A 21,666-nucleotide genomic window follows, 5' to 3' on the forward strand; every position below is an offset into this window, starting at 1 on the left:
ACACATGAAGAAATTAGTATTATCAATATTATTTGTGGGAAGTCTTTTAGTAGGCAGTAAGGGATATTCCCAAGGTGTACAGCAGATTACAAATCCGACACCTCAATTTATAAGTCCAAATATATCAAGTGCTCCAAATAAACTCTTTGTTCGTTTAAAGGACTACCGAGATGTTGATATGGCTTATATGGAACAAGGACAAGATCAATTTGTAAACTCTGATAAACGTTTCCTTTATAGAGCTTTAACGGATGCAAGAATTGCTTCAGTTATAGAGCCTATGAGTGTCTTGAAAAAAAGAAAATCTGATGTATTACAGATTACGCTACATAATGATAATGACTTGGACCGTTACATGAGTGATTTAGCTCAGGATCCAAACGTTCTTTATGTAGAACGAGTACCATTACCACAATCTTTCTCTACACCAAATGATCCGCTTGCAGGAGATCAATACCATTTGGAGTTAGTGGGAGCAATAGAAGCATGGTCAAAATCTACAGACAATGCGAATACTCCTAAGAACGATATTGTAATTGCCATTATCGATGACGGGGTATTGATTACACACGAAGACCTAAAAGACAATATGTTCATCAATGAAACAGAGTTAAATGGAACTCCTGGCATTGATGATGATAATAATGGGTATGTAGATGATATCTATGGTTGGGATGCTTCAGGCGATGAGTATTATAACGGAGATCCCGATCCTAATCCTCCATCAAGTGAAGCGACAAGGTTTAACTTCTCTCATGGAACACACTGTGCTGGTATTACAGCCGCAAGAACTGATAACAGTAAAGGTGTAGCTTCAGTATCAGATAATAGAGTGAAAATATTGGCAGTGAAGGCAACAGCAGATGATACGCCAAATGCTAGAGCTATTACACACTCTACAGAAGCTTTAATGTATGCGATTGAGATGAAAGCAAATGTTGTGAGTATGTCATACGGTGGGTATGGCTATTCGGCAACTGTTGCAAGGTTAATTCGAGAAGCAACTGAAGACTACGGTATGTTTTTCGTAGCAGCGGCAGGTAATGATAACGTTAATCTTGCTAGTTATCCTGCAGGATATGATAATGTAATGGCTGTAGCTAATACAACGAGTAACGATGTGAAATCACCTTCTTCTCAATATGGACCTTGGATTGATATTTCGGCTCCTGGTACAGATATTATTAGTACTGTTGCAGCAGATGATGGCAATACAAATGGAGATTATGCTCCTTATACAGGTACATCAATGTCATGTCCAATGGTAGCAGGTGCTGCGGCATTTTTGTTAACCCAAGATTCCACAATTTCTCCTTTACAAATGAGGGCATTGTTAATGGGGACAGCTACAGACATCAACCCTAGAAACCCTAATTATCAAAATGCATTAGGTGCAGGTCGAATAAACATGAGTGCGGCGATGGATGCATTACTTTCAGATCGTCCAATTGCTGCGTTTGATATCTTATCTGATAATGGTATTGTCAATCAAGATATTCAATTAGTGAACTTATCGTTTGCGGATGGTGCTACCTATGAATGGAATTTTGGAGATAGTGAAACAAGTACCTCATCAGCAGATACAATATCACATGCTTATGATTCTATTCCGACTTTAGGTACTTATTTGATCACTTTAAAAGTGACAGATGCTTCAGGAAGAAGTAATACATATAGAAGAGGAATTACTATGATTGCAGGCCCACCTGAAGGACCTGAAGAATCAGTGCCTTTCTCTACCGACTTTTTGTCGGATACCGGAGGATTCGTAACAGAAACAGAATATCTAGATGGAGGTACTGGTGATGACGTATGGGAATGGGCAAGAGCTAGAGGAGATAACTTGAATAGTGGAGATTCTACTGTTTGGGTAACAGCTGCCTCAGGTGGTGTACCTTTAAGATCATATTCAGCAATTTTATATACACCAATATTTGATTTTAGCGAGGAGGAAAAAGAATATAAAATATCTTTTACAAAAAGTATGGAAACGACATACTGTAATGCTCCTGCTGCTTGTCAAATGCAATATACTACTGATAATGGAGGAACTTGGAGGTTACTGGGTGAGCCAAATGATGGTTTAGGGTATGGTTGGTATAATAAATCACCTGACGATGCCTGTGCGATACACCCTATCATTTTCGAAAACCAAACCGGTTGGTTAGGAAATTATGAAAATGATTCTACTGCTTATAATGTATCGTTCTTAGCAGGCAATGATAAAGTCCGTTTCAGATTTGTCTACAGACATGAATCAGCCTTTCAAATAGAAGATACTGATGATGGTTTTATGATTAGAGATTTTATTGTCACTAAAGAAGAGCCAACAGCAGACTTCAACATTACTGCAGATGTAGAATATATCAAAAGACCTATACAATTTGTTTATAACTCAGGTGGAGCAATAGATTATTTGTGGGATTTTGGTGATGGAAATACATCTACTGAGCCAAGTCCAACACATACTTATGAGACTACAGGTGAGTATGAAGTAGAATTATATATAAACAACGATCCTAGCAGGAACCATAAAGACACTATCCCAATTTTAGGGGTAAAAAGTGTGCCATTTGATTTAGCAGATGGTGGAGATCTTGAAGGTGATGATTTACTATTTTATTCGCTTAACCTTGCTGGAACAGACTTGGAATTAGGCTCGTCTAGTATCGAAGGTAAAAACGGAACTCTAAGTGGTGACAATGCTTATGTATTGGGAAAAGATACCGCGGGATATCAGGTGCCTACTGGATTCTATTTATATACATCGGTATTTGATTTACCCGATGGAGATGATGATACACAACGTTTTTCTTTTGCTTTAAAGCAAGATGTAAAAGAACAAGTAGATGGTATGTTTGTAGAGTTTAGTAATGACTATGGTAGGTCATGGAGATTATTAGGTTCTTATGTTGATCCATCATGGAACAATGAATTGTCTTCCGAATATTATTGGAGTGGTGAAAATATTCCTATTATGACTGGTTCAACAGATAATGAATGGGAAACAAAATATATCCCTTTGGCAGGGTTTGAAGGGGAGAAAGTAGCCTTTAGATTATTCTTTGTAGCAGCAAGCCAAGATTCTTCAGGAGGTATTGGATTGGCTATGGATAACTTCAGAGTAGTAGATTATGAACCTCAAGTTACTTCATTGAACTATACTATAGATAAAACTATTGTAGGCTTAAATTCAGAGGTAACCTTTACAAGTAGATCAGATGTTGATAGTGCATTGGTTGGATGGTATTTTGGAGAACCTGAAGACGCCACACCTTCTGTAGTTTATGGGGAAGGGCCTCATGAGGTGACATATCAGACTGAAGGACTTAAAGACCTATTAATGTTTGTTGTTGGGTCAGACCAGCAGGCTTCCTATCAAGGAGTGGTAAGAGTAAATGCTAGTGTATCTTCAACAGTCGAAGAGGACTTAAAAGAAATGGCTCCGGTAGTTTATCCGAATCCAAACTTAGGGAATGAGCTCTTTATATTATCTGAAAAAGGGATAAGCTCTGTTGATATCCTAAAAACTTCAGGTCAACAAATTTCTTCTCCTCCACATTGGGATGGAAATAAAGTTGACATCACAAACCTTTCTAAAGGTTTATATATCATAAGGATTGAACAACAAGATGGAAGTATCTATCATAAAAAGCTGATAAAAGAATAATTACTATAACGAAAGGAACAGGTTTACATCTGTTCCTTTTTTTTAGCTTGTCCTAAAATTAGAAGGCGTCATTTCAGTCTTTCTTTTAAAGTATCTGATGAAATGAGATGAATCCTTAAAATTCAGGTCAAAGGCAATTTCACTAACAGTTTGGTTCGTATATAGGAGCATTCTTTTTGCTTCCTTAATAATGTATTCACCGATAAATTTTGATGCAGATACTCCAATAGCAGTTTTACAGATTGCATTTAGATTTTGTGGAGTGGTATGTAATAAATCTGCATAATGGTTTACGCTGTTGATGATCTGTTCAGAGCTTTCTAACAGATCTTTTAGCTGTATAAAAGACTCTGAATATTGATGCGTATTACCAGTAGAAGGAGTAGTATCATGAAGGAACTTAGCAAATAATGCTTTTAACAACCCTTCGATTACTGTCTGTTGAGTATCATATCTATCTTTTAAATTATCAACAAGAAGCTGAAAAATAGTATTCACTTGATCAATATCTTTAAGATAAACACATGGGTGATGACTCATTTCTCCAATAAGTTGTATCAGCTGCTGATCAGTACTGTTTTCAAGAAATGATTTTTTCATTATGATGACAAAACCTTTTGGTTCTGAAAGTATATCCCAATGGTGCATCTGTTCTTTTTGAATAAAGAACAAAGTAGGTTGATTGATTTCGAAGGTGTCATAATCTATTGTGTGGCTACCAGAACCTTCGTAGAGATAAACAATCTCAACATATTTGTTGTGCTTGTGTGGGTTGGTTTTTCTGATGTTTGCTCTGAATGCTTCTATTTTTATATCCTTAGCATTTTCTATTTTGTCCTTGGTGGTAATTTCCATTGATAGTTATTTTTAGAAAAGTGTAGTACGCAATACAAAAATGCGAGAATAATCCATTAAATGAACTATTCTCGCATTATTTATATATTGTTATGATTATATGTCCTTTTACAGGATTCCATCATCTGTTTCTGTAGGAGCAATATATTCTTGCTCAGTAGCTATAGAGTCATCTTCAGCCATTATATCCCCAAAATTATCAGGACTGTATTTACTACAATCCAATTCTACATTAATAGGAATTGATGGCTCTGGGAATTTACTACGCTTATAACCTAGTTCTTGGCATAATTGCTTGTCTTTGTAAACATCCTCCATAAAATAAGCAAATGCAGGTAATGCAAGACGGGCACCTTGACCATACTTAATAGTCCTGAAGTGGATTGAACGATCTTCGCCACCACACCAGACACCAGTTACAAGGTCATTAGTGAAGCCCATAAACCAACCATCAGAGAAATTAGCAGTAGTACCTGTTTTACCACCTACATGGAATACCTCTCCAGTTTTCTTATCTCTCTTAAAGTTATATCTATTCAAACGCATGGCAGTACCACCTGCTTCTTCTGAAGTACCTCTTAGCATGTATGTCATTAACCATGCAGTTCTCTCGTTTAATACTTCTACTTTTTTAGGAGTAAATGTTTTTAATACTCTACCATTCTTATCCTCGATTCTAGTAATAAATCTAGGCTCGGTCCAAGTACCTTTATTAATGAAAACAGAATAGGCAGTTACCATTTCAAAAACAGATACATCTTCAGTACCTAAACATAACGAAGGTACACCTTTGATTGGCTTTTTGTCATAACCAGTTCTACCTCTTGCTTTATCATCTTCCGTCAATAAATAAGAGAACATTTGATCTCGTATAAATTTAAAACCAAACTTGTCTCTTGCATATCTTGATAATGTTGGAGCACCTAATTCTTTTACTAGGTAAGCCGCAGCAGTATTGATTGACCTCGACATTGCTTGTCTCAATGTATATGTTTTACCACTATATCCATCAGCATTGGCAGGTGTCCAAGGTTTGTCTGCTACCGCTTCTTCAGCAGTAAAAGTAATCGGAACGTCAGTGATAGGCGAACAAGGTTGAAAACGATCTTCTAGTGCTTTAGCATATAAGAAAGGTTTGAACGTTGAACCAGGCTGACGATAACCTAAACGAACATGGTCATACTTAAAGTATTTATAGTTGATACCTCCAACCCAAGCTTTAATTGCTCCAGTTTTTGGTTCCATTGATGTCATACCGACTTGTAAGAACATTTTGTAGTACTTTAAAGAGTCATAAGAACTCATTACAGTATCTTTTTCATGGTTATTGTTCTCCCAAGTAAATACTTTCATTTTCTTTTTCACTTTTAATGCTTTATCAATAGCTAATGAATCGCCACCGTATTGCTTATAAAGTGATTTGTAAACTCTTGTTCTTTTAATAGCTCGTGGTAAGAAGTTTGGAATTACTTCACCTTCTCTATCTCTCCAAGGCTCACCTTGTCCTTCCCAGTGCTCGTTGAATAATGCTTGCTGAGCTCTCATATGTTTATCAATTGCTTCTTCAGCATATCGTTGCATACGAGAATCGATAGTTGTATAGATCTTTAAACCATCAGCATATAAATCCAAGCCTTTATCTTTACAGAATCTCTGAATATCTTTTACTACTTCAGCTCTAAAGTAAGGAGCAAGACCTTTATTATGGTTTTCAACATTGTATCTTAAACCTAAATCTTCACCCATATACTCTTTTTCTTGAGCTGCAGTGATTAAGTTGTATTTTTCCATTTGACTGATGACCTGATTACGAACTTTTAAAGCTCTTTCAGGGTGAAATCTTGGGCTATAGAATGTTGGTGCTTGTAAAATACCAACTAGTACCGCAGATTCAGGTACAGTTAATTGATCTGGAGTAGTACTAAAGAAAGTTTGAGCAGCTACATGAATACCATAGGCATTGGAACCAAAATCGACAGTGTTTAAATACATTGTCATGATTTCTTTCTTTGTGTAGGCTTCTTCAAGTTCTACAGCTACAATCCACTCTTTTAATTTATTGATTACAAGCCCAATTAAAGGAACACTTGATAATCTACCTTCTAGATCTTGATCTCTACGGATTTTAAATAGGTTTTTTGCTAATTGTTGAGTTAATGTGGACGATCCTCTCTTCTTACCACTCATTGTAACGTAGCGGAAAAGATAATAAGGTACAGCAATTGTTGCTTTAAAATCGATACCACTATGGTCGTAAAAACGAACATCCTCAGAAGCTAATAATGCATTCTTTAGGTTAGTAGATAAGTCTTCATATTCTACTTTTGTTCTATTTTTTCTGTAGTATTTACCTAATAACTCACCGTCAGCAGAGTATAACTCAGAGGCAACCTCACTTTTAGGGTTTTCTAAGACACTTGGGTCTGGAAGTTCACCATATAAGTTAAACCAGTTATTTTTTAAAGAAATTCCAAAAACGATGGCACTTACGACACCTATAATAAATAGAATCCAAAGTGCTTTTATGGCTTTTAAATACATATGTTTTTAATATTCAGTACTTAAGCTGTATATAATATTAGTATTGAAATGAATAAGTAAGCAAGTTAATCATTCCTTTATACTTTTTATTTGATTCTCTAATTATGATTAGAAAAAAGGCAAGATTTTTACCACCCAATTGTATAGTAAAATCATACCAATTTATTATTCTGTTGTGATTTCATAATCATGATATCTACCAGGGATATATCCATTTTCAAGACGGCGTTCAGTGATCTCTTCTAGCATTCCTTTTGCAGTATCAGAAAACTCTCCAGAAGGATAAGCCAGTAGGTAGCCATTTAAAGCATCTTTGAATGTTTGATAGTATTTGGTAGTTCGACCAATAAGCAAGACTCTTAAAAATCTCCCTTTTTCCTCATAAGCACTTTGAGGGAAGTCGTTTAATAGTTCATTGAGCTTGATATCTGATTGATTATATTGTTTTTCAAGATATAGTTGATAGGCAGAGGCATATAAATCCTTAATATAGTTCTCCCTTTCATTGGTTTCTTTTACATAGTTCGGGTTAAGAAGAATTTTTGAATACAAGCAATCAGGGTAATTTTCGATAAGATATTGCTTTGCTTCTTCTTCATCACAACTTTCATCTTCCTGGCAAATCACATAAACAAGGTAAGCGACTTCATGTGCATTTTCATCATTAGGGTATTCATCGAGAAAACGATAAAAGTTATTTAACGCTTCTTCGTTGATCTTCATTCTATAGAAATAAACCTTCCCTAATTCGAAAATGCCATCGGCTAATGCTTTATGTACCTTTTTTAACTCCTCATCTGTAGTAGGTATTTCAGCAATTCTCTGATCCATTGTTTTCAAACCAGCAAATAAGTCCTCATTACTTGCCTCATCATTTTTATCTTTTTTCTTATTACTTGATGTTGGCTTTTGGTTATTATTGGCAGTTTGATTATTTGTGTTAGCGGCCCCTGAAAATTCCATTTTGTTAGACCTTCTCCAGTTATCTTCTAGAGGTCTTGATCCCCAAATTCTCAAGAATTGAGCTTTACCTTGTGCCAAAGCATTCGTATTGTAAAAATAAAACTCTTTTGATTCTTTATTACTGAAGGATTGTGATTTTGCAGTGACAGGTTTTTCTTTCTTTTTCTCATTTTCTATCGCATACTGTTGCTTTAGAATGAGCTCTTCTTTTTCTTCTTCAATTTCTTTTTCTAAAAACTCTTTTCTTTCCTCCTCATTCATTTCGTACAAGCTCAGTAAACGTTCATTTTCTTGAACAATTTTGGTGTACTTAGCGAGTTCTTGTAAGTTCTCAGATCTTTTCTTAATGTCTTCAAAACCATATACAGATTCATCAAAGTTTTGAACTGCACTATCATAATAAGCTGCAGCTGCTATATAATCTTTCTTTTCTGTATAATATATTTTGCCCGACTCCCAATACGAATGTCCTTTTTGAATCTGATTGGATGTACTTACCTGAATTGATTCGTTGAAAAAACTTAGGGCTTTATCATAATCGGGTTTACGCATTTCAAACTGAGCCATTTCATAATAGATTTTATCTCTATTATCCCAGTTGTTATGGTCTTTTAATTTTTTATCAAAATACTTTTTGATTTTCTTAGTCTGCTTTTCATCACTGAAGTCTACAGGTTGCATACTGTATGCACTAATATCTGATTGAAACTCTAGATCATTCGTTTTTGATATTTTTTCAGCGGTGGAGTAGGCTTTATAAGCATCATTGATAGCTCCAGTTTTTTCATACATCTGACCTAGTATGAAATAATACCTAGAGCGTAAATGCTTTTTTTGCTCTAAATCGACAACTAACCTTAGATGGGCGATCGATTGTTTGAAATTATTTTTATTTCTGTAGTAGTGAGCGAGATTAAGGTGATAGTCTTTTGTGTTTTCTTTATTGTAAGGGGCTTTTTGTTGTTTGATGATGTCTTTTACTAAAGTAATGTTTCCTTCTTCTTCCTTTTCAATAAACATTCTTAAAAGAGCATTCAGGGCAGCATGTCGACTATTTTCATCATTAAATTTAGCATTGACATATTTAAAAGTAGTGAGTGAATTTTCATAATCCTCTTCATAGAGCCTTACCCAACCCACTAATAAATAACATTCATCGATCCATTCACTACTTTTGTGAAATTTAATAGGACGAGATGCTTTTGTAATGATAAAATCTAGCTGTTCTTTATGTGATAATGTTTTATTGGTATCAATAGGTATTAAAATTGATAGAACGTCATTGTAATCATCTACATGTTCATTAAATAAATCCAACTCTAACTGTTCCATTCCTTCTCTTGCTAAAAAGTAAGAATTGTAATGTGTAGCAGTATCATGATAAAACTGACAAGCACTACCAGAAACAAGAAGTAGTGTTAACAGAAATGCCTTTATTATTAGAGTGGTATTTTTATTTAAAATAATCTGCTTCATTGTGATGTAGCGATCAATTGTATTAAAAAATGAAGGATGATGAATTCCTGAAAAAAATGTGTTATCGCAATTTAGAAGGGGTTAGATAACAGCAAAAAGTGGAATATCACTTTAAAAATAACATAATTCAATAAAAAAGAGACTAATTAAATTTTTTCATTGACCTCAGTCAATGGCTAATTTACATTTTTTATTATCGAAAAAGTTATAATAATTCAATAGTTATAGACAAAATGCAAATAAAGTCCTCATTTATTGTAATTTTACCATTTGTAAACTTCTTAAACAAGAAGAAATATAATCAATGAAAAAACAAGGAAAGACCTTATCAGAGTGGCTGACCACTAGATTTGTTCTTGTCGTTAGAGATGAAGAAACCTTTGCTGAAAGGGCTGCATATAGATTCAGCTATGTAAAAATCCTATTAGTCTTAGGAATGCTTTTTACCGTTTTAGGAGGTTTGAGTTTTGTATTAGCTACCACATTATTGGCTAAGATTTTTGATCCTCGAGTTGCTTATCGAGAGACAGATAGAAAGCTGATTGAAATGGAACGTAGTTTGGATTCATTGAAGATTGCTTCTGATGAGAAAGATGTATATATGGCATCCATTAAAGCAATCATTGACGGTGAAGTAGATGACGAAGAAGATTTCAAAGCAAATATCGTTAATACAGACCAAGTAGATGATATCGAAGTTGATTTAAAGAAAATTGACCCAGTTGATTCAATATTTAGAAGTGAATTTGAAGGTTTAGAAATTAAACCTGCGGCAGTCACTTCGATATATCAAGGTATAGAAGATGTTTTCTTTTTTCCACCAGTATCGAATGGTGTACTTTCTAAGAAATTTAATCTAAAAGAAGGACATTATGGTGTTGATGTATTGGCAAAAAGAAATGAAGGGATAAAGGCAATTGCTGATGGAACTGTAATTATGGCCTCATGGACTCAAGATTCAGGGTACGTCATTGGAGTTCAACATAAAGGTCAGGTAATATCATTTTACAAGCATAACTCTGTTCTACTGAAAAAAGTAGGGGAGACTGTTCGTACAGGTGATATTATTGCAATCATTGGTAATAGTGGAGAAATGACAGATGGACAACATCTTCATTTTGAACTTTGGTATAATGGAATACCAGTTGACCCTGTTGATTTTATCGCATTTGAATAAAATCTATTGATATTGAATGTACTTCATTAACGATTAAAAATATTTTTACAGAATAATTATTATGGGATTATTTGGAAACGCAGAAGAAGCAAAAAAAGTGGTACCACAACAGTCAGGTAATGTAACTAACAACTCTATTGGCCAAGGAACTACATTAAAAGGTGATGTAGAAACACATGGCATCTTAAGAATGGACGGTAAATTAATTGGTAATTTACAATGTCATTCAAAATTGTTCTTAGGTAATGATGGGCAAGTCGAAGGCGATGTTTTTGCTCAGAATGCTGAAATTGAAGGCGAAATTCATGGTAAGATTGAAGTTGCTGAAAATTTAATCTTAAGAAGCTCAGCAGTAGTTCATGGTGATATCATCACTAAATCGTTAACTATTGATCCAGGAGCAGTCTTTAATGGACAATGTCAAATGGGTAAAGAGCGTCCTCTTTTAGCTTCTTCTACAGCATCTTCATCAGAGAGTATCTCAGTGGAGCAAAAGGAAGCAGAAAAAGATGAAGCAACCCAATAAGAAAGATAAGTACGTCGAAAAGTATTCGACATTTCTTAAATATTCATCCGTAAGTACAGAAATGATAGTCACATTACTTATTTGTGCTTACGGCGGTAAATATTTGGATAGTTACTTAGACACTAATCAACCTTACTTCACAATAGGTCTTTTATTATTCGGAGTGTTTGCTTCATTGGTCATACTTATCAATGGGTTGCGGAAAATTTCTAAAAAAAATGACTCAGTAGTGAAAAAAAAAGGTAAAGATGACAATTTTTATAAAAAATGATTGATGTCACTTTGAAGTTTAATGACTATTACCTTATGTTTGCACTCGATTCCAATTTTATATTGGAAATTTTATAATGCATCTAGATTTACGAACACACTTTTACTTTGGATTATTGCTCTTGTCGTCAGTATTTATACTTATGATCATAGCAGCAGAGCAAAGTGAGATAGATTTGGGCCGCTTTATCTATTTAGAATTAGTTTTTAATATAGTTATTGCGGTGATGTCATATGAAATAACATGCTTAGGGGCGGATACGGGAAATGGTCCAACCTTTCATAGTTTCTACATGGCGACAGTCTTGATCAGAATTTTATTATCATTGACTGTTTTTATCTTGTTCTTTCTAAAGGCAAACGCAGAGAAGGCGGAGAAGTTAAGTTTTATACTTTGTTTTTTCTTTTTTTATTTTGCGTACTCAATTTTTGAGATTGTTTGTCTCTATCATAAATTGCAGGGTAGATCCAGGAATGAGTGATTTTATAATAATGAAAAGTAATTTATCTTTTTACAGACGTCTAGCAATGCTAGCAGTGCTATTGACAGCACTAGTACAAACTTCATCTTTACAAGCAAGTGACGGACATGGTGAGCCTCATGATGGAGAACACATTAAGGAATACAATCCTGTAGAAACAATCCTTCACCACGTTAAGGATGAACATTACTGGACTTTCTATTCGACTACAGATGATCATGGACATGAGCATCATTATGGTATCAATCTTCCAGTAATCTTGTATGTAGAAGGTAAAGGGTTTGAATTTTTTGGTTCAAGCGAATTTTTACATCACAAACCTGTAAAAGGTAAGTTTGGTAGTTACGAAAACCACCACGAACACATTTCTTCAGTTGATGGAGATCATATTTATGATTTATCATTAACTAAAAATGCAGCTTCAACTGGTCTTTCGGTTTTATTACTAATCATTATTTTTAGTGCGATTTCAAAAGGATACAAGAACAACGCTGGTAAAGCTCCTTCAGGAATTCAGTCTTTCTTCGAACCTCTTATTGTTTACATGAGAGACGAAGTGATTAAGCCTAATTTAGGTCACAATACTGATAGGTTCTTACCTTACTTATTGACGTTATTCTTCTTTATTCTTTTCAATAACTTATTAGGTTTATTACCTGGTGGAGCTAATGCTTCGGGTAATATCTCTTTCACAATGTTGATGGCGATATTTACTTTGATCATTACAAACATCAACGGTAATAAAGAATATTGGGGACATATTTTTGCTACCCCAGGTGTTCCAGGTTGGTTATTACCAATCATGATTCCAGTAGAGATTATTGGTATCTTCACAAAACCAATTGCCTTGATGCTTCGTTTGTTCGCCAATATTACTGGTGGTCACATCGTATTGCTATCATTTATGTCATTGGTATTTATCTTGGAAGCTGCATGGGTTGGAGGCGTTGCTTCTTTCATCATCGTTCCATTATATTTCATGGAGATCTTTGTAGCTTTCTTACAAGCTTATATCTTTACGATGCTTTCTGCTCTATTTATTGGATCAGCAGTAGCAGAACATCACTAAGAAATCTTTAAGTTGATGAAATTAAGTTAATTAATGTTTAGCCAACTTAAATGATAACAAATAATGAATGATCTTCGCGAAAGCGAAAGCTTCATATACGTTTCTTTTTTTAAAACTATTTAAACAAAATTCAAATGTCATTACTTTCAATTTTATTAGAAGTAAGTGGTAGCGTAGGTCAATTAGGTGCAGCTATCGGTGCAGGTTTAGCAGTATTTGGTGCTGGTCTTGGTATCGGTAAAATCGGTGGTAACGCAGTAGAATCAATGGCTCGTCAGCCAGAGATCGCTGGTAACCTTCAAACTGCAATGATTATCGCAGCAGCCTTGATTGAAGGTGTTGCTCTTTTCGCAGTAGTAGTTTGTCTATTGATCGGTTTAGGTTAATCCTAACGACGCAAAGAAACATTTTGTTTGGATATCCATCGCTTTAGGGGTTTGCCCGGCGATGGGTATCTTCCAACAAAGAAACGTCAGAACGCTCACGCAAAAAATAATCAGAGATGGATATTATAACTCCTGGTATTGGTCTTTTATTTTGGAACACATTATTCTTCTTAGTAGTGTTCTTGATTGTTGGAATGAAAATCGTTCCAGTTATCTCAAAAGGCCTTAAAGATAGAGAAGAGTCAATTGATAATGCTCTTAAAGCTGCAGAACAAGCAAAAGCAGATATTGCTAACTTGAAAGCAGAGAACGAGAAGGAAAAAGAAAGAGCTCGTGCTGAAAGAGAAGAAATTATTTCTTCAGCTAAGAAGAAAGCAGATCAAATGATTAACGAAGCTACAGACCAAGCTAAGGCTGAAGCTAAGAAAATCGTTGATGATGCAAGAAATTCTATCGAAGCGGAGAAAAGAGAGGCGTTGGCTGAAATCAAAGGTGTTGTTTCAGAACTTTCTTTAGATATCGCTGAGAAAGTAATCCGTAAACAATTAGCTGATGATGCCGCTCAACAAGAGCTTGTAGCTAAACTTGTTGAAGACGCAAATATCTAATTTTAACAGATAAACATGCGGAAGCAATTCCGCTGTATATAAATCATAACCATGAGTGCAGAATCTAGAGTAGCAACTCGATATGCTAAAGCCTTTGTATCGGTAGCTTTGCAGGAAGGAAGTCAAGATAAGTTGTATGCAGATGCAGACTTTATCTTATCTACTATTAATGATAGTCGTGAATTACAAAACGCACTTAATAGTCCTATCATCAAAGCCGAGAAAAAAGCAGCAATCTTAACAGGTATTTTTTCAGCAAATGTTTCTGATTTAACTAACAAACTAATCACTTTAGTTGTTGAGAAAAACAGAACGTCAGCATTATCAGAAATCGTTAAGGCGATTAAAGCTGAGTTTGATGTTGTGAAAAATATTCAAAGAGCTACTGTAGTAACTTCAACTCCTCTTAACGCAACAACTAAAGAGGCGTTAGTGGCAAAGGTTACAAAATCTACAGGTAAGACGGTTGAACTTGAAGAAAAAGTTGATCCTTCTCTTATCGGTGGTTACATCTTAACGGTGGGTGACAAGCAATTGGACTGTTCTGTGAAATCACAGTTACAGCAATTAAAAGTCGCTTTCCAATAGAACATTATAAGTATCCTCTTATATAAGGATACTTTTTTTAGTAAAGAATAGTCAAAATTCAAATCCAGATACAAAAATGGCTCAAGTAAGACCAGACGAAGTTTCTGCGATCCTGAAAGAACAACTTACAGGTTTCAAATCTTCAACTGATTTAGAAGAAGTAGGAACCGTTTTAGAAGTAGGTGATGGTGTAGCTCGTATTTACGGCTTGCTTAATGCTGAAGCTGGCGAGTTAATCGAGTTCGAGTCAGGTGTCGTAGGTATGGTATTGAACCTCGAAGAAGATAATGTAGGTGCCGTAATTATGGGTAAATACACTGATATCAAAGAGGGCGATACAGTTAAGCGTACTAGACGTATTGCATCTATCAAGGTAGGTATGGGTATGTTTGGTCGCGTTGTTGACGCATTAGGTAATCCTATCGATGGTAAAGGTGATATCGAAGGCGATTTATACGAAATGCCTATCGAGCGTAAAGCTCCAGGTGTATTGTTCCGTCAGCCAGTAGACGAACCTATGCAAACAGGTATCAAGTCAATTGACTCAATGACTCCGATTGGTCGTGGTCAGCGTGAATTGATTATTGGTGACCGTCAAACAGGTAAAACTGCGGTAGCGATTGACACAATCATCAACCAAAAAGAGTTTTACGATAAAGGCGAACCTGTATACTGTATTTATGTAGCAGTAGGTCAAAAAGCTTCTACGGTAGCAACTATCGTTTCTGCTTTAGAAAAAGCAGGTGCTATGGCTTATACTACAATTGTTGCTGCAAACGCATCAGATCCAGCTCCAATGCAATACTTTGCTCCTTTCGCAGGCGCAGCAATTGGTGAGTTCATCCGTGACACTGGACGTCCTGCATTAGCAGTTTATGATGACCTTTCAAAGCAAGCAGTAGCATACCGTGAGGTATCACTACTTCTTCGTCGTCCTCCAGGACGTGAGGCATACCCTGGTGATGTATTCTACCTTCACTCTCGTTTATTAGAGCGTGCATCTAGAATTAACACATCAGATGATATCGCTAAAAATATGAACGACCTTCCTGAGTCAATCAAACATATGGTAAAAGGTGGCGGTTCTTTAACTGCATTACCAATTATCGAAACTCAGTCAGGTGACGTTTCTGCATATATCCCTACAAACGTAATTTCGATTACTGATGGTCAGGTATTCTTAGAGACTAACTTATTCAACGCAGGTATTCGTCCAGCGATGAACGTAGGTATCTCTGTATCTCGTGTAGGTGGTAACGCTCAGATCAAAGGTATGAAAAAGGTATCTGGTAAATTGAAAACTGACCTTGCTCAGTTCCGTGAACTAGAAGCCTTCGCTAAATTTGGTTCTGACTTGGATGCTGCTACTAAGCTTACAATTGATCGTGGTCGTAAGAACACTGAAATCTTGAAACAAGCTCAGTACACTCCATATACTGTAGAAAAGCAAATCGCTATTATCTGGGCAGGTTCAAACGGTATTACCGACCCTGTTGCAGAATCTAAAGTGAAAGCTTTCGAAAACGAATTCTTAGAAGTTCTTGAAACTAAACACAAAGACGTGATGGATCAAGTAGCCGCTGGTAAGTGGGGAGATGATCATATCGCAGTGTTTAAGAAAGTAGGTGAAGAGGTAGCTCAAAACCACAAGGCTTAATTATAATATGCAATTAGCAATGGTAATGTTTAAATATTACTATTGCTAATTCACTTTATTACTCAAACAGAAAATGGCTAGTCTTAAAGAAGTAAAAGAGAGGATCACCTCTGTAGACTCAACGCAACAAATCACTAAAGCCATGAAAATGGTTTCAGCGGCAAAAATGCGTAGAGCACAAGACCGTGTAACAGGTATGCGTCCATATGCTGATAAGCTTGCGTCCATCCTTGAAAACGTTACTTCGGCACTTGGTACGGATTTCTCTAGCCCATTCGTTGAGGCTCGTGAAGAAGTGAATAGCGTTCTTGTTATTGTAGTTACTTCCGATCGTGGTTTAGCAGGTGCTTTTAACTCAAACATTCAAAAAGAATCTTCTCGTTTAATTAATGAAGAGTTTTCTTCACAATTTAACGCGGGTAGAGTTGAGGTATTGGCAGTTGGTTCTAAAGGAGCTGACTACTTCAAAAGAAGAAATTATGAATTAAACGCAGAGTTTGTAGATTTATTTCATAATCTTGATTTTGATGGTGCTAGAAAAGCAGCTGAATATGCTATGGATGGCTATGTTTCAGGAAAGTTTGATAAAGTTGTGATGGTTTATAACGAATTCAAAAATGTGGCAACACAGATCGTTAGAACTAAACAATTTTTACCTTTCACATTAGAACAATCAACAGATAAAGAAGAATCAACTCAAGAAGCTGATTACATCTTTGAACCTGAGAAAGAAAAAATTCTTTCTGAATTGATTCCTAAGACGTTGAAAGTAAACTTCTATGCGCATTTGCTTGATTCGAATGCGGCAGAACATGGTGCTCGTATGACAGCAATGGACAAGGCGACTGAAAACGCTGGTGAACTATTGAAAGATCTTAAGTTGGATTACAACAGATCTCGTCAAGCGGCAATTACCAATGAAATTCTAGAGATTGTAGGTGGTGCAGAAGCACTAGCTTCAAACTAAAGATAAATGCTGAAAAGCATAAAAAATCCTAGGCCTTACAAAGGTCTAGGATTTTTTTGTTTATATATATTAACGATTTGTGTGATTACATCTCTTTTTTTGGATTGATATTCGCGTCAATTTTTGTAATAGGTTTTTTACCCATACACCTATTTTAACCTTTTATTAAATTAACAGCATTCAGTGCTTAACTATGCGAAACTTACATCCATCAGGTATTATTATATCTGTACTAATTATCGTATCCATCTTTTATAGCTATCAAATCTTATCTCAAAATTCGATTTCCCCATCAAGTACAATCATCGAATATTCCACAGACGCTAATAAGAATGGTTCCTTGTCTTTAGACTGGGAGTTTAAGGATCAATCATTGAATTACAATAAGGTGATCCTTACTTTTAATGGTAAAGTTTATACTTTCAATGGTGAAGGATCAGAGATAATTGAAGGCCTTCAAGAAGGACAATATAGAGTACAATTAGATGTATTGGACGATACGCTACAAACATCTAGTATTCGTACCTATGTTCAAGAAGTAGATATCCTGGAAGGAAAAACATTGAGTATGGCGGTAAAATTATAGCTTAGTATTCCATGAATAAATAGTTTTTATCGAACTATTATCCTTCAACTCTTTTATTCCATGACTACTTATTAGAGTAGAATGGAGGTTTATGGTTTCAAGTTTTTTCATCGTTTTAAAGATATTCACCTTATCATCTCCGATGGGGTTTTTACTTAAATTCAGTTTTCGTAATTCTGAGAATTGTTGCAATTCATCAGGTCTTTGAATGTTTTGGGCCTTCAAATCCAACCAAATAATATTGTCTTTTATAGGAAGTAATGCTGAAATAAGATCTATGTTAGACAGTTTAGGGTACGACACATCAAATGCATTTTTATCAATTTCTCTAATCTGAAAACCTTTATTTCTAAGATCTTGAACAATTGATGTATCATAATCGATAAGTGCTATTGAATTATGGTTAGATATAAAACCTAATTTAGTGTTACAATATGTCATCAATTCTTCAGAGAGAGGTATTTCAGTAATCAGTGTGTCAAAACTTCCATGTCCTATATCAATCCAACTGATTAGTAACTCTACCTCTTTGTCTGTTAGAGGCGTTTTACCTTCAGGGGGCATAATATCTTCATCACCATGTGGCAGCAATATTCGTTGAATTATTTCACTATGATTACTTTCACCTTGTACTATTAAGTTTTTTGTTTTTCCTCCCTTTAGAATATCTGCTTTATTACTAAGTGATAATTCTCCTTTTTTCTTCTCTGTATTATGACAACTAATGCATTTTTGTTGAAGAATTGGTTGAATGATATGTTCATACATAATCACTTCATTAGCATTATTTGGAGGTGAAATTACTATTTCAGTATCGTTAAATTTAAGTGGAACATATTGTGTTAAATAAGTACTTCCATGTGTGAGATTGCCTCCATAATGACCTGTGATACTTATAGTAAAAACTATAACAAGGAGTGAAAAGTCGTATACTTTTTGAATATTATACTTTCTAAGGAAGAACATACCAATAATCAATACCGTAGTAATGATGCCGAACCATTGATGAAAACTGATTGCTTCATAGCTATAATCATTGTTATCGTAAGCGAGTAGATATCCAAGTAGACAACTTATTATTGCACTAGCTGCTCCGACAATATAGGATAGCTCAATACTTTTATGATCCGGTTGAAAAATTTTTAGTTTACCTACAATTTCAAGTATAATTCCAAAGAAGATAAAGCCAATTGGCAAGTGAACAAATAAGGGATGGAACCTACCAATAAATAAATGAAAGTTTGAAAAGTCCATAATGTGATATTAGATACGTTCTAGTTTGAGTGGTGGAGTATTACCTGCATTCCATTGGCAGATATATAAATTTTTATCTTCATCTATACAGACATCATGACCATGTAATATAGGTTGATGAGCTAGCTGATATGAAGGTAGTAATTCACCATTATCGTCATACTTTGGTGCTGTTCCACCAGGATTTGAAACGACTTTATCATTTTCTAAGATGGTGACGAATCCTGTATGTTTTGTCCAATCATATCCATCTTCATTTGTTGGAGAAGACCAACATACTCCGGCATACAAGTTATTATCATCAAAAACAGCTCGGCACATATACATATTTGGGAGCTTAATTTTTTTTACAAACTCTCCTTCTAATGTATAAAACTTGAAAGTACTTTCATTTCTGGAAGAGCATACCACTAGAGTCTGATTGGGATCTCGATAATCAATACTTACACCATGTGCATTGAATAAATTGTAATTGTTATTTTTATTATCATGCCCGCCCCAATGCCTTTTATATTGACCGTACTGATCATATTGAATAATTAAATTTTTACCATAGCCATCGGCTACATAAATGTCACCATTAGGGCCTATTGCTACTTCTGTAGGGCAGAAATGTTCGCCAGGTTTGTAGATACCAATGGTTTGAGGATGTCCGATATCAAAAATTACTTGACCATCTAAAGTAGTTTTTGAGACTCTACCGTTATGTTTTATCCATTGTCCCTTTTTATTCAAATACCAACCAGAGTCAGTGATATATAAGAAATCTTCACCTCCCTCTTCGGATAATGTTAAACCATGTCCTCCAGGGTAAGCGGTTCCCCAAAAGTCAAGTAACTTCCCGGATTTATCGAAAATTAGAATATTGTTATCGGTATGATCACCAATCATGATTAGCCTACCTTTAGAATCCATAACCATTTCATGACAATTAAGAATAGGATTACGAACACTACTTATTTTAGCCCAATCTCGGTGTATTTTATATTGATAGTCACCATGCCCAATGATCTCATCTTTTTTGAAAGAAGTTTGAAATGCTAGTGATGGAGTAGATATCACACCACTTAATAACAAGGAAGTTTTTTTTATAAATGATCTTCTAGAATCCATAATTATGAGAGTATATCTTTAACAACATTTCCATGAACATCAGTCAGTCTAAATCTTCTGCCTTGATGTTTAAAAGTTAGTTTTTCATGATCAATTCCAAGTATATGCATTAGCGTAGCATGGAAGTCATGTACATGAACAGGATCTTCTGTGATGTTGTAACTAAAATCATCCGTTTCACCATAAGACATTCCAGCCTTAACTCCTGCACCGGCCATCCACATACTGAAACATTTTGGATGATGGTCTCTTCCATAATCATTTTGAGTCAATTTTCCTTGAGAGTAAACCGTTCTTCCAAACTCACCTCCCCAAATGACTAAAGTATCTTCTAGTAAGCCTCTTCTTTTGAGATCCTTTAAGAAGCCTGCAGTTGCTTGGTCGGTATCTAGACATTGTTTCTTTATTCCATTGGGTAACCCGATATGTTGGTCCCAACCTCTATGGTAGAGTTGAATAAATTTGACATCTTTCTCTAGTAGTCTTCTAGCCATTAGGCAATTGGCTGCATAGGTACCTGGTATTCTACTATCTTTTCCATAGAGGTCAAAAACTTCTTCAGGTTCATCAGACATATCTGTTACTTCAGGTACCGAAGTTTGCATTCTAAATGCCATTTCATACTGGGCAATTCGAGCATCAATTTCTTGGTCACCATAAGTAGAGTTTTGTATTTGGTTTAACTCTTTCAAATAACCAAGCATATCAGATCTATCGTGATGGTCATAGTTTTCGGGGTTATTAAGAAATAATACAGGGTCCTTACCCGTTCTGAATTGAACTCCTTGATGTTGTGTAGGCAAAAAGCCGTTACCCCATAGTCTTGAATACAAAGGTTGCCCTGCATTCCCTGAAGTAAGCACAATAAATGAAGGTAAGTTTTGATTATCTGACCCTAAACCATAACTCAACCAAGACCCAATAGAAGGTCGTCCTGGTAGTTGATGACCTGTCTGAAAAAATGTGATTGCAGGATCATGATTAATCTGTTCAGTATACATCGATTTAATGATACAAAGATCATCGACAACTTCTGCAGTATGAGGAAGTAACTCACTTACCCAAGTGTCATTTTTTCCATACTGTTTGAATTTAAATTTTGAAGGAGCAATTGGCAATGAAGACTGCTGAGCACTCATTGCTGTTAACCGCTGTCCATTTCTAACAGAGGTAGGCAGTTCTTTTCCGAAAAGGTCAACTAATTTTGGTTTGTAGTCAAAAGTTTCAAATTGTGATGGCCCACCACTTTGGAAAAGATAAACTACTCTTTTTGCTTTCGGCAAGAAATGAGGAAGAGAATCTGTGATACTTTTTACTGGATTGCTGGAAGCAAACGTTTTATCTGCCCCTAATAAGGACCCCAGTGCAAAAGCACCTATTCCCAATGATGTTTTCTTTAAAAAGTGTCTTCGATCCATTTTCTTCTCAACAGATTGAAGGTCTTTATTAGTAGATCTTACTTTTTTGTGATTACACAT

At 35.4% G+C, this 21,666-nt stretch carries 16 protein-coding genes; 10 read left to right on the forward strand and 6 right to left on the reverse strand.

The features are described 5' to 3' along the window. The first annotated feature begins 4 nt into the window (after positions 1 to 4). Positions 5 to 3,670, forward strand: a complete 3,666-nt coding sequence (locus QL232_RS05190) for a S8 family serine peptidase (RefSeq protein WP_281613338.1) — start codon at positions 5 to 7, stop codon at positions 3,668 to 3,670. Between the two features lie 42 nt (positions 3,671 to 3,712). On the opposite strand, the gene QL232_RS05195 is transcribed toward QL232_RS05190, so the two are convergent. The 3 genes from QL232_RS05195 to QL232_RS05205 form a co-directional block, all read right to left on the reverse strand. Then, positions 3,713 to 4,525, reverse strand: coding sequence for a helix-turn-helix transcriptional regulator (locus QL232_RS05195; protein WP_168880387.1), 813 nt, complete (start codon positions 4,523 to 4,525; stop codon positions 3,713 to 3,715). A 108-nt stretch (positions 4,526 to 4,633) separates the two neighbouring features. Continuing rightward, a complete protein-coding gene (locus tag QL232_RS05200; protein WP_281613339.1) occupies positions 4,634 to 7,066 on the reverse strand; it encodes a transglycosylase domain-containing protein in 2,433 nt (810 codons plus the stop codon). 165 nt (positions 7,067 to 7,231) lie between these two features. Next, positions 7,232 to 9,505 (reverse strand): hypothetical protein, encoded by a 2,274-nt coding sequence (locus tag QL232_RS05205; protein WP_281613340.1) that lies wholly within the window; start codon positions 9,503 to 9,505, stop codon positions 7,232 to 7,234. Positions 9,506 to 9,809: 304 nt separating this feature from the next. Here QL232_RS05205 and QL232_RS05210 point away from each other — a divergent pair, with 304 nt between their 5' ends. The 9 genes from QL232_RS05210 to QL232_RS05250 all read left to right on the forward strand — a co-directional run bounded on the left by QL232_RS05210 (position 9,810) and on the right by QL232_RS05250 (position 17,821). Continuing rightward, on the forward strand, positions 9,810 to 10,682 hold the full coding sequence (locus tag QL232_RS05210) for a M23 family metallopeptidase (RefSeq protein WP_168880390.1): 873 nt from the start codon (positions 9,810 to 9,812) through the stop codon (positions 10,680 to 10,682). Between the two features lie 61 nt (positions 10,683 to 10,743). Next, positions 10,744 to 11,208 carry a polymer-forming cytoskeletal protein gene (locus QL232_RS05215; protein WP_281613341.1) on the forward strand — a complete coding sequence of 155 codons (465 nt, stop codon included), beginning with the start codon at positions 10,744 to 10,746 and terminating at the stop codon, positions 11,206 to 11,208. A gap of 762 nt (positions 11,209 to 11,970) precedes the next feature. After that, on the forward strand, positions 11,971 to 13,029 hold the full coding sequence (atpB, locus tag QL232_RS05220) for a F0F1 ATP synthase subunit A (RefSeq protein WP_168880393.1): 1,059 nt from the start codon (positions 11,971 to 11,973) through the stop codon (positions 13,027 to 13,029). A 134-nt stretch (positions 13,030 to 13,163) separates the two neighbouring features. Continuing rightward, positions 13,164 to 13,415: an ATP synthase F0 subunit C gene (gene atpE, locus QL232_RS05225; RefSeq protein ID WP_168880394.1), complete on the forward strand. Its 252-nt coding sequence runs from the start codon at positions 13,164 to 13,166 to the stop codon at positions 13,413 to 13,415. Between the two features lie 116 nt (positions 13,416 to 13,531). Then, positions 13,532 to 14,023: a F0F1 ATP synthase subunit B gene (gene atpF / locus QL232_RS05230; protein ID WP_168880395.1), complete on the forward strand. Its 492-nt coding sequence runs from the start codon at positions 13,532 to 13,534 to the stop codon at positions 14,021 to 14,023. Positions 14,024 to 14,074: 51 nt separating this feature from the next. Next, positions 14,075 to 14,611, forward strand: coding sequence for an ATP synthase F1 subunit delta (atpH, locus tag QL232_RS05235; protein WP_168880396.1), 537 nt, complete (start codon positions 14,075 to 14,077; stop codon positions 14,609 to 14,611). Between the two features lie 76 nt (positions 14,612 to 14,687). After that, positions 14,688 to 16,268 (forward strand): F0F1 ATP synthase subunit alpha, encoded by a 1,581-nt coding sequence (gene atpA / locus QL232_RS05240; RefSeq protein ID WP_168880397.1) that lies wholly within the window; start codon positions 14,688 to 14,690, stop codon positions 16,266 to 16,268. A 73-nt stretch (positions 16,269 to 16,341) separates the two neighbouring features. Further along, positions 16,342 to 17,235 (forward strand): ATP synthase F1 subunit gamma, encoded by an 894-nt coding sequence (atpG, locus tag QL232_RS05245; RefSeq protein ID WP_168880398.1) that lies wholly within the window; start codon positions 16,342 to 16,344, stop codon positions 17,233 to 17,235. Between the two features lie 193 nt (positions 17,236 to 17,428). Further along, positions 17,429 to 17,821: a hypothetical protein gene (locus QL232_RS05250; protein ID WP_281613342.1), complete on the forward strand. Its 393-nt coding sequence runs from the start codon at positions 17,429 to 17,431 to the stop codon at positions 17,819 to 17,821. On the opposite strand, the gene QL232_RS05255 is transcribed toward QL232_RS05250, so the two are convergent. Genes QL232_RS05255 through QL232_RS05265 form a run of 3 tightly spaced genes read right to left on the reverse strand, consistent with a single transcriptional unit; the run spans position 17,816 to position 21,666 of the window. After that, complete coding sequence (locus tag QL232_RS05255) at positions 17,816 to 19,075, reverse strand: c-type cytochrome domain-containing protein (protein ID WP_281613343.1); 1,260 nt, start codon at positions 19,073 to 19,075, stop codon at positions 17,816 to 17,818. The genes QL232_RS05250 and QL232_RS05255 overlap by 6 nt on opposite strands. 9 nt (positions 19,076 to 19,084) lie before the next feature. Then, positions 19,085 to 20,188: a 6-bladed beta-propeller gene (locus tag QL232_RS05260; protein WP_281613344.1), complete on the reverse strand. Its 1,104-nt coding sequence runs from the start codon at positions 20,186 to 20,188 to the stop codon at positions 19,085 to 19,087. 2 nt (positions 20,189 to 20,190) lie between these two features. Further along, positions 20,191 to 21,666: a DUF1501 domain-containing protein gene (locus QL232_RS05265; RefSeq protein ID WP_281613345.1), complete on the reverse strand. Its 1,476-nt coding sequence runs from the start codon at positions 21,664 to 21,666 to the stop codon at positions 20,191 to 20,193.

Origin of the sequence: Flammeovirga sp. SubArs3, from assembly GCF_947387565.1 — a bacterium.
Classification (GTDB): Bacteria; Bacteroidota; Bacteroidia; order Cytophagales; family Flammeovirgaceae; genus Flammeovirga; species Flammeovirga agarivorans.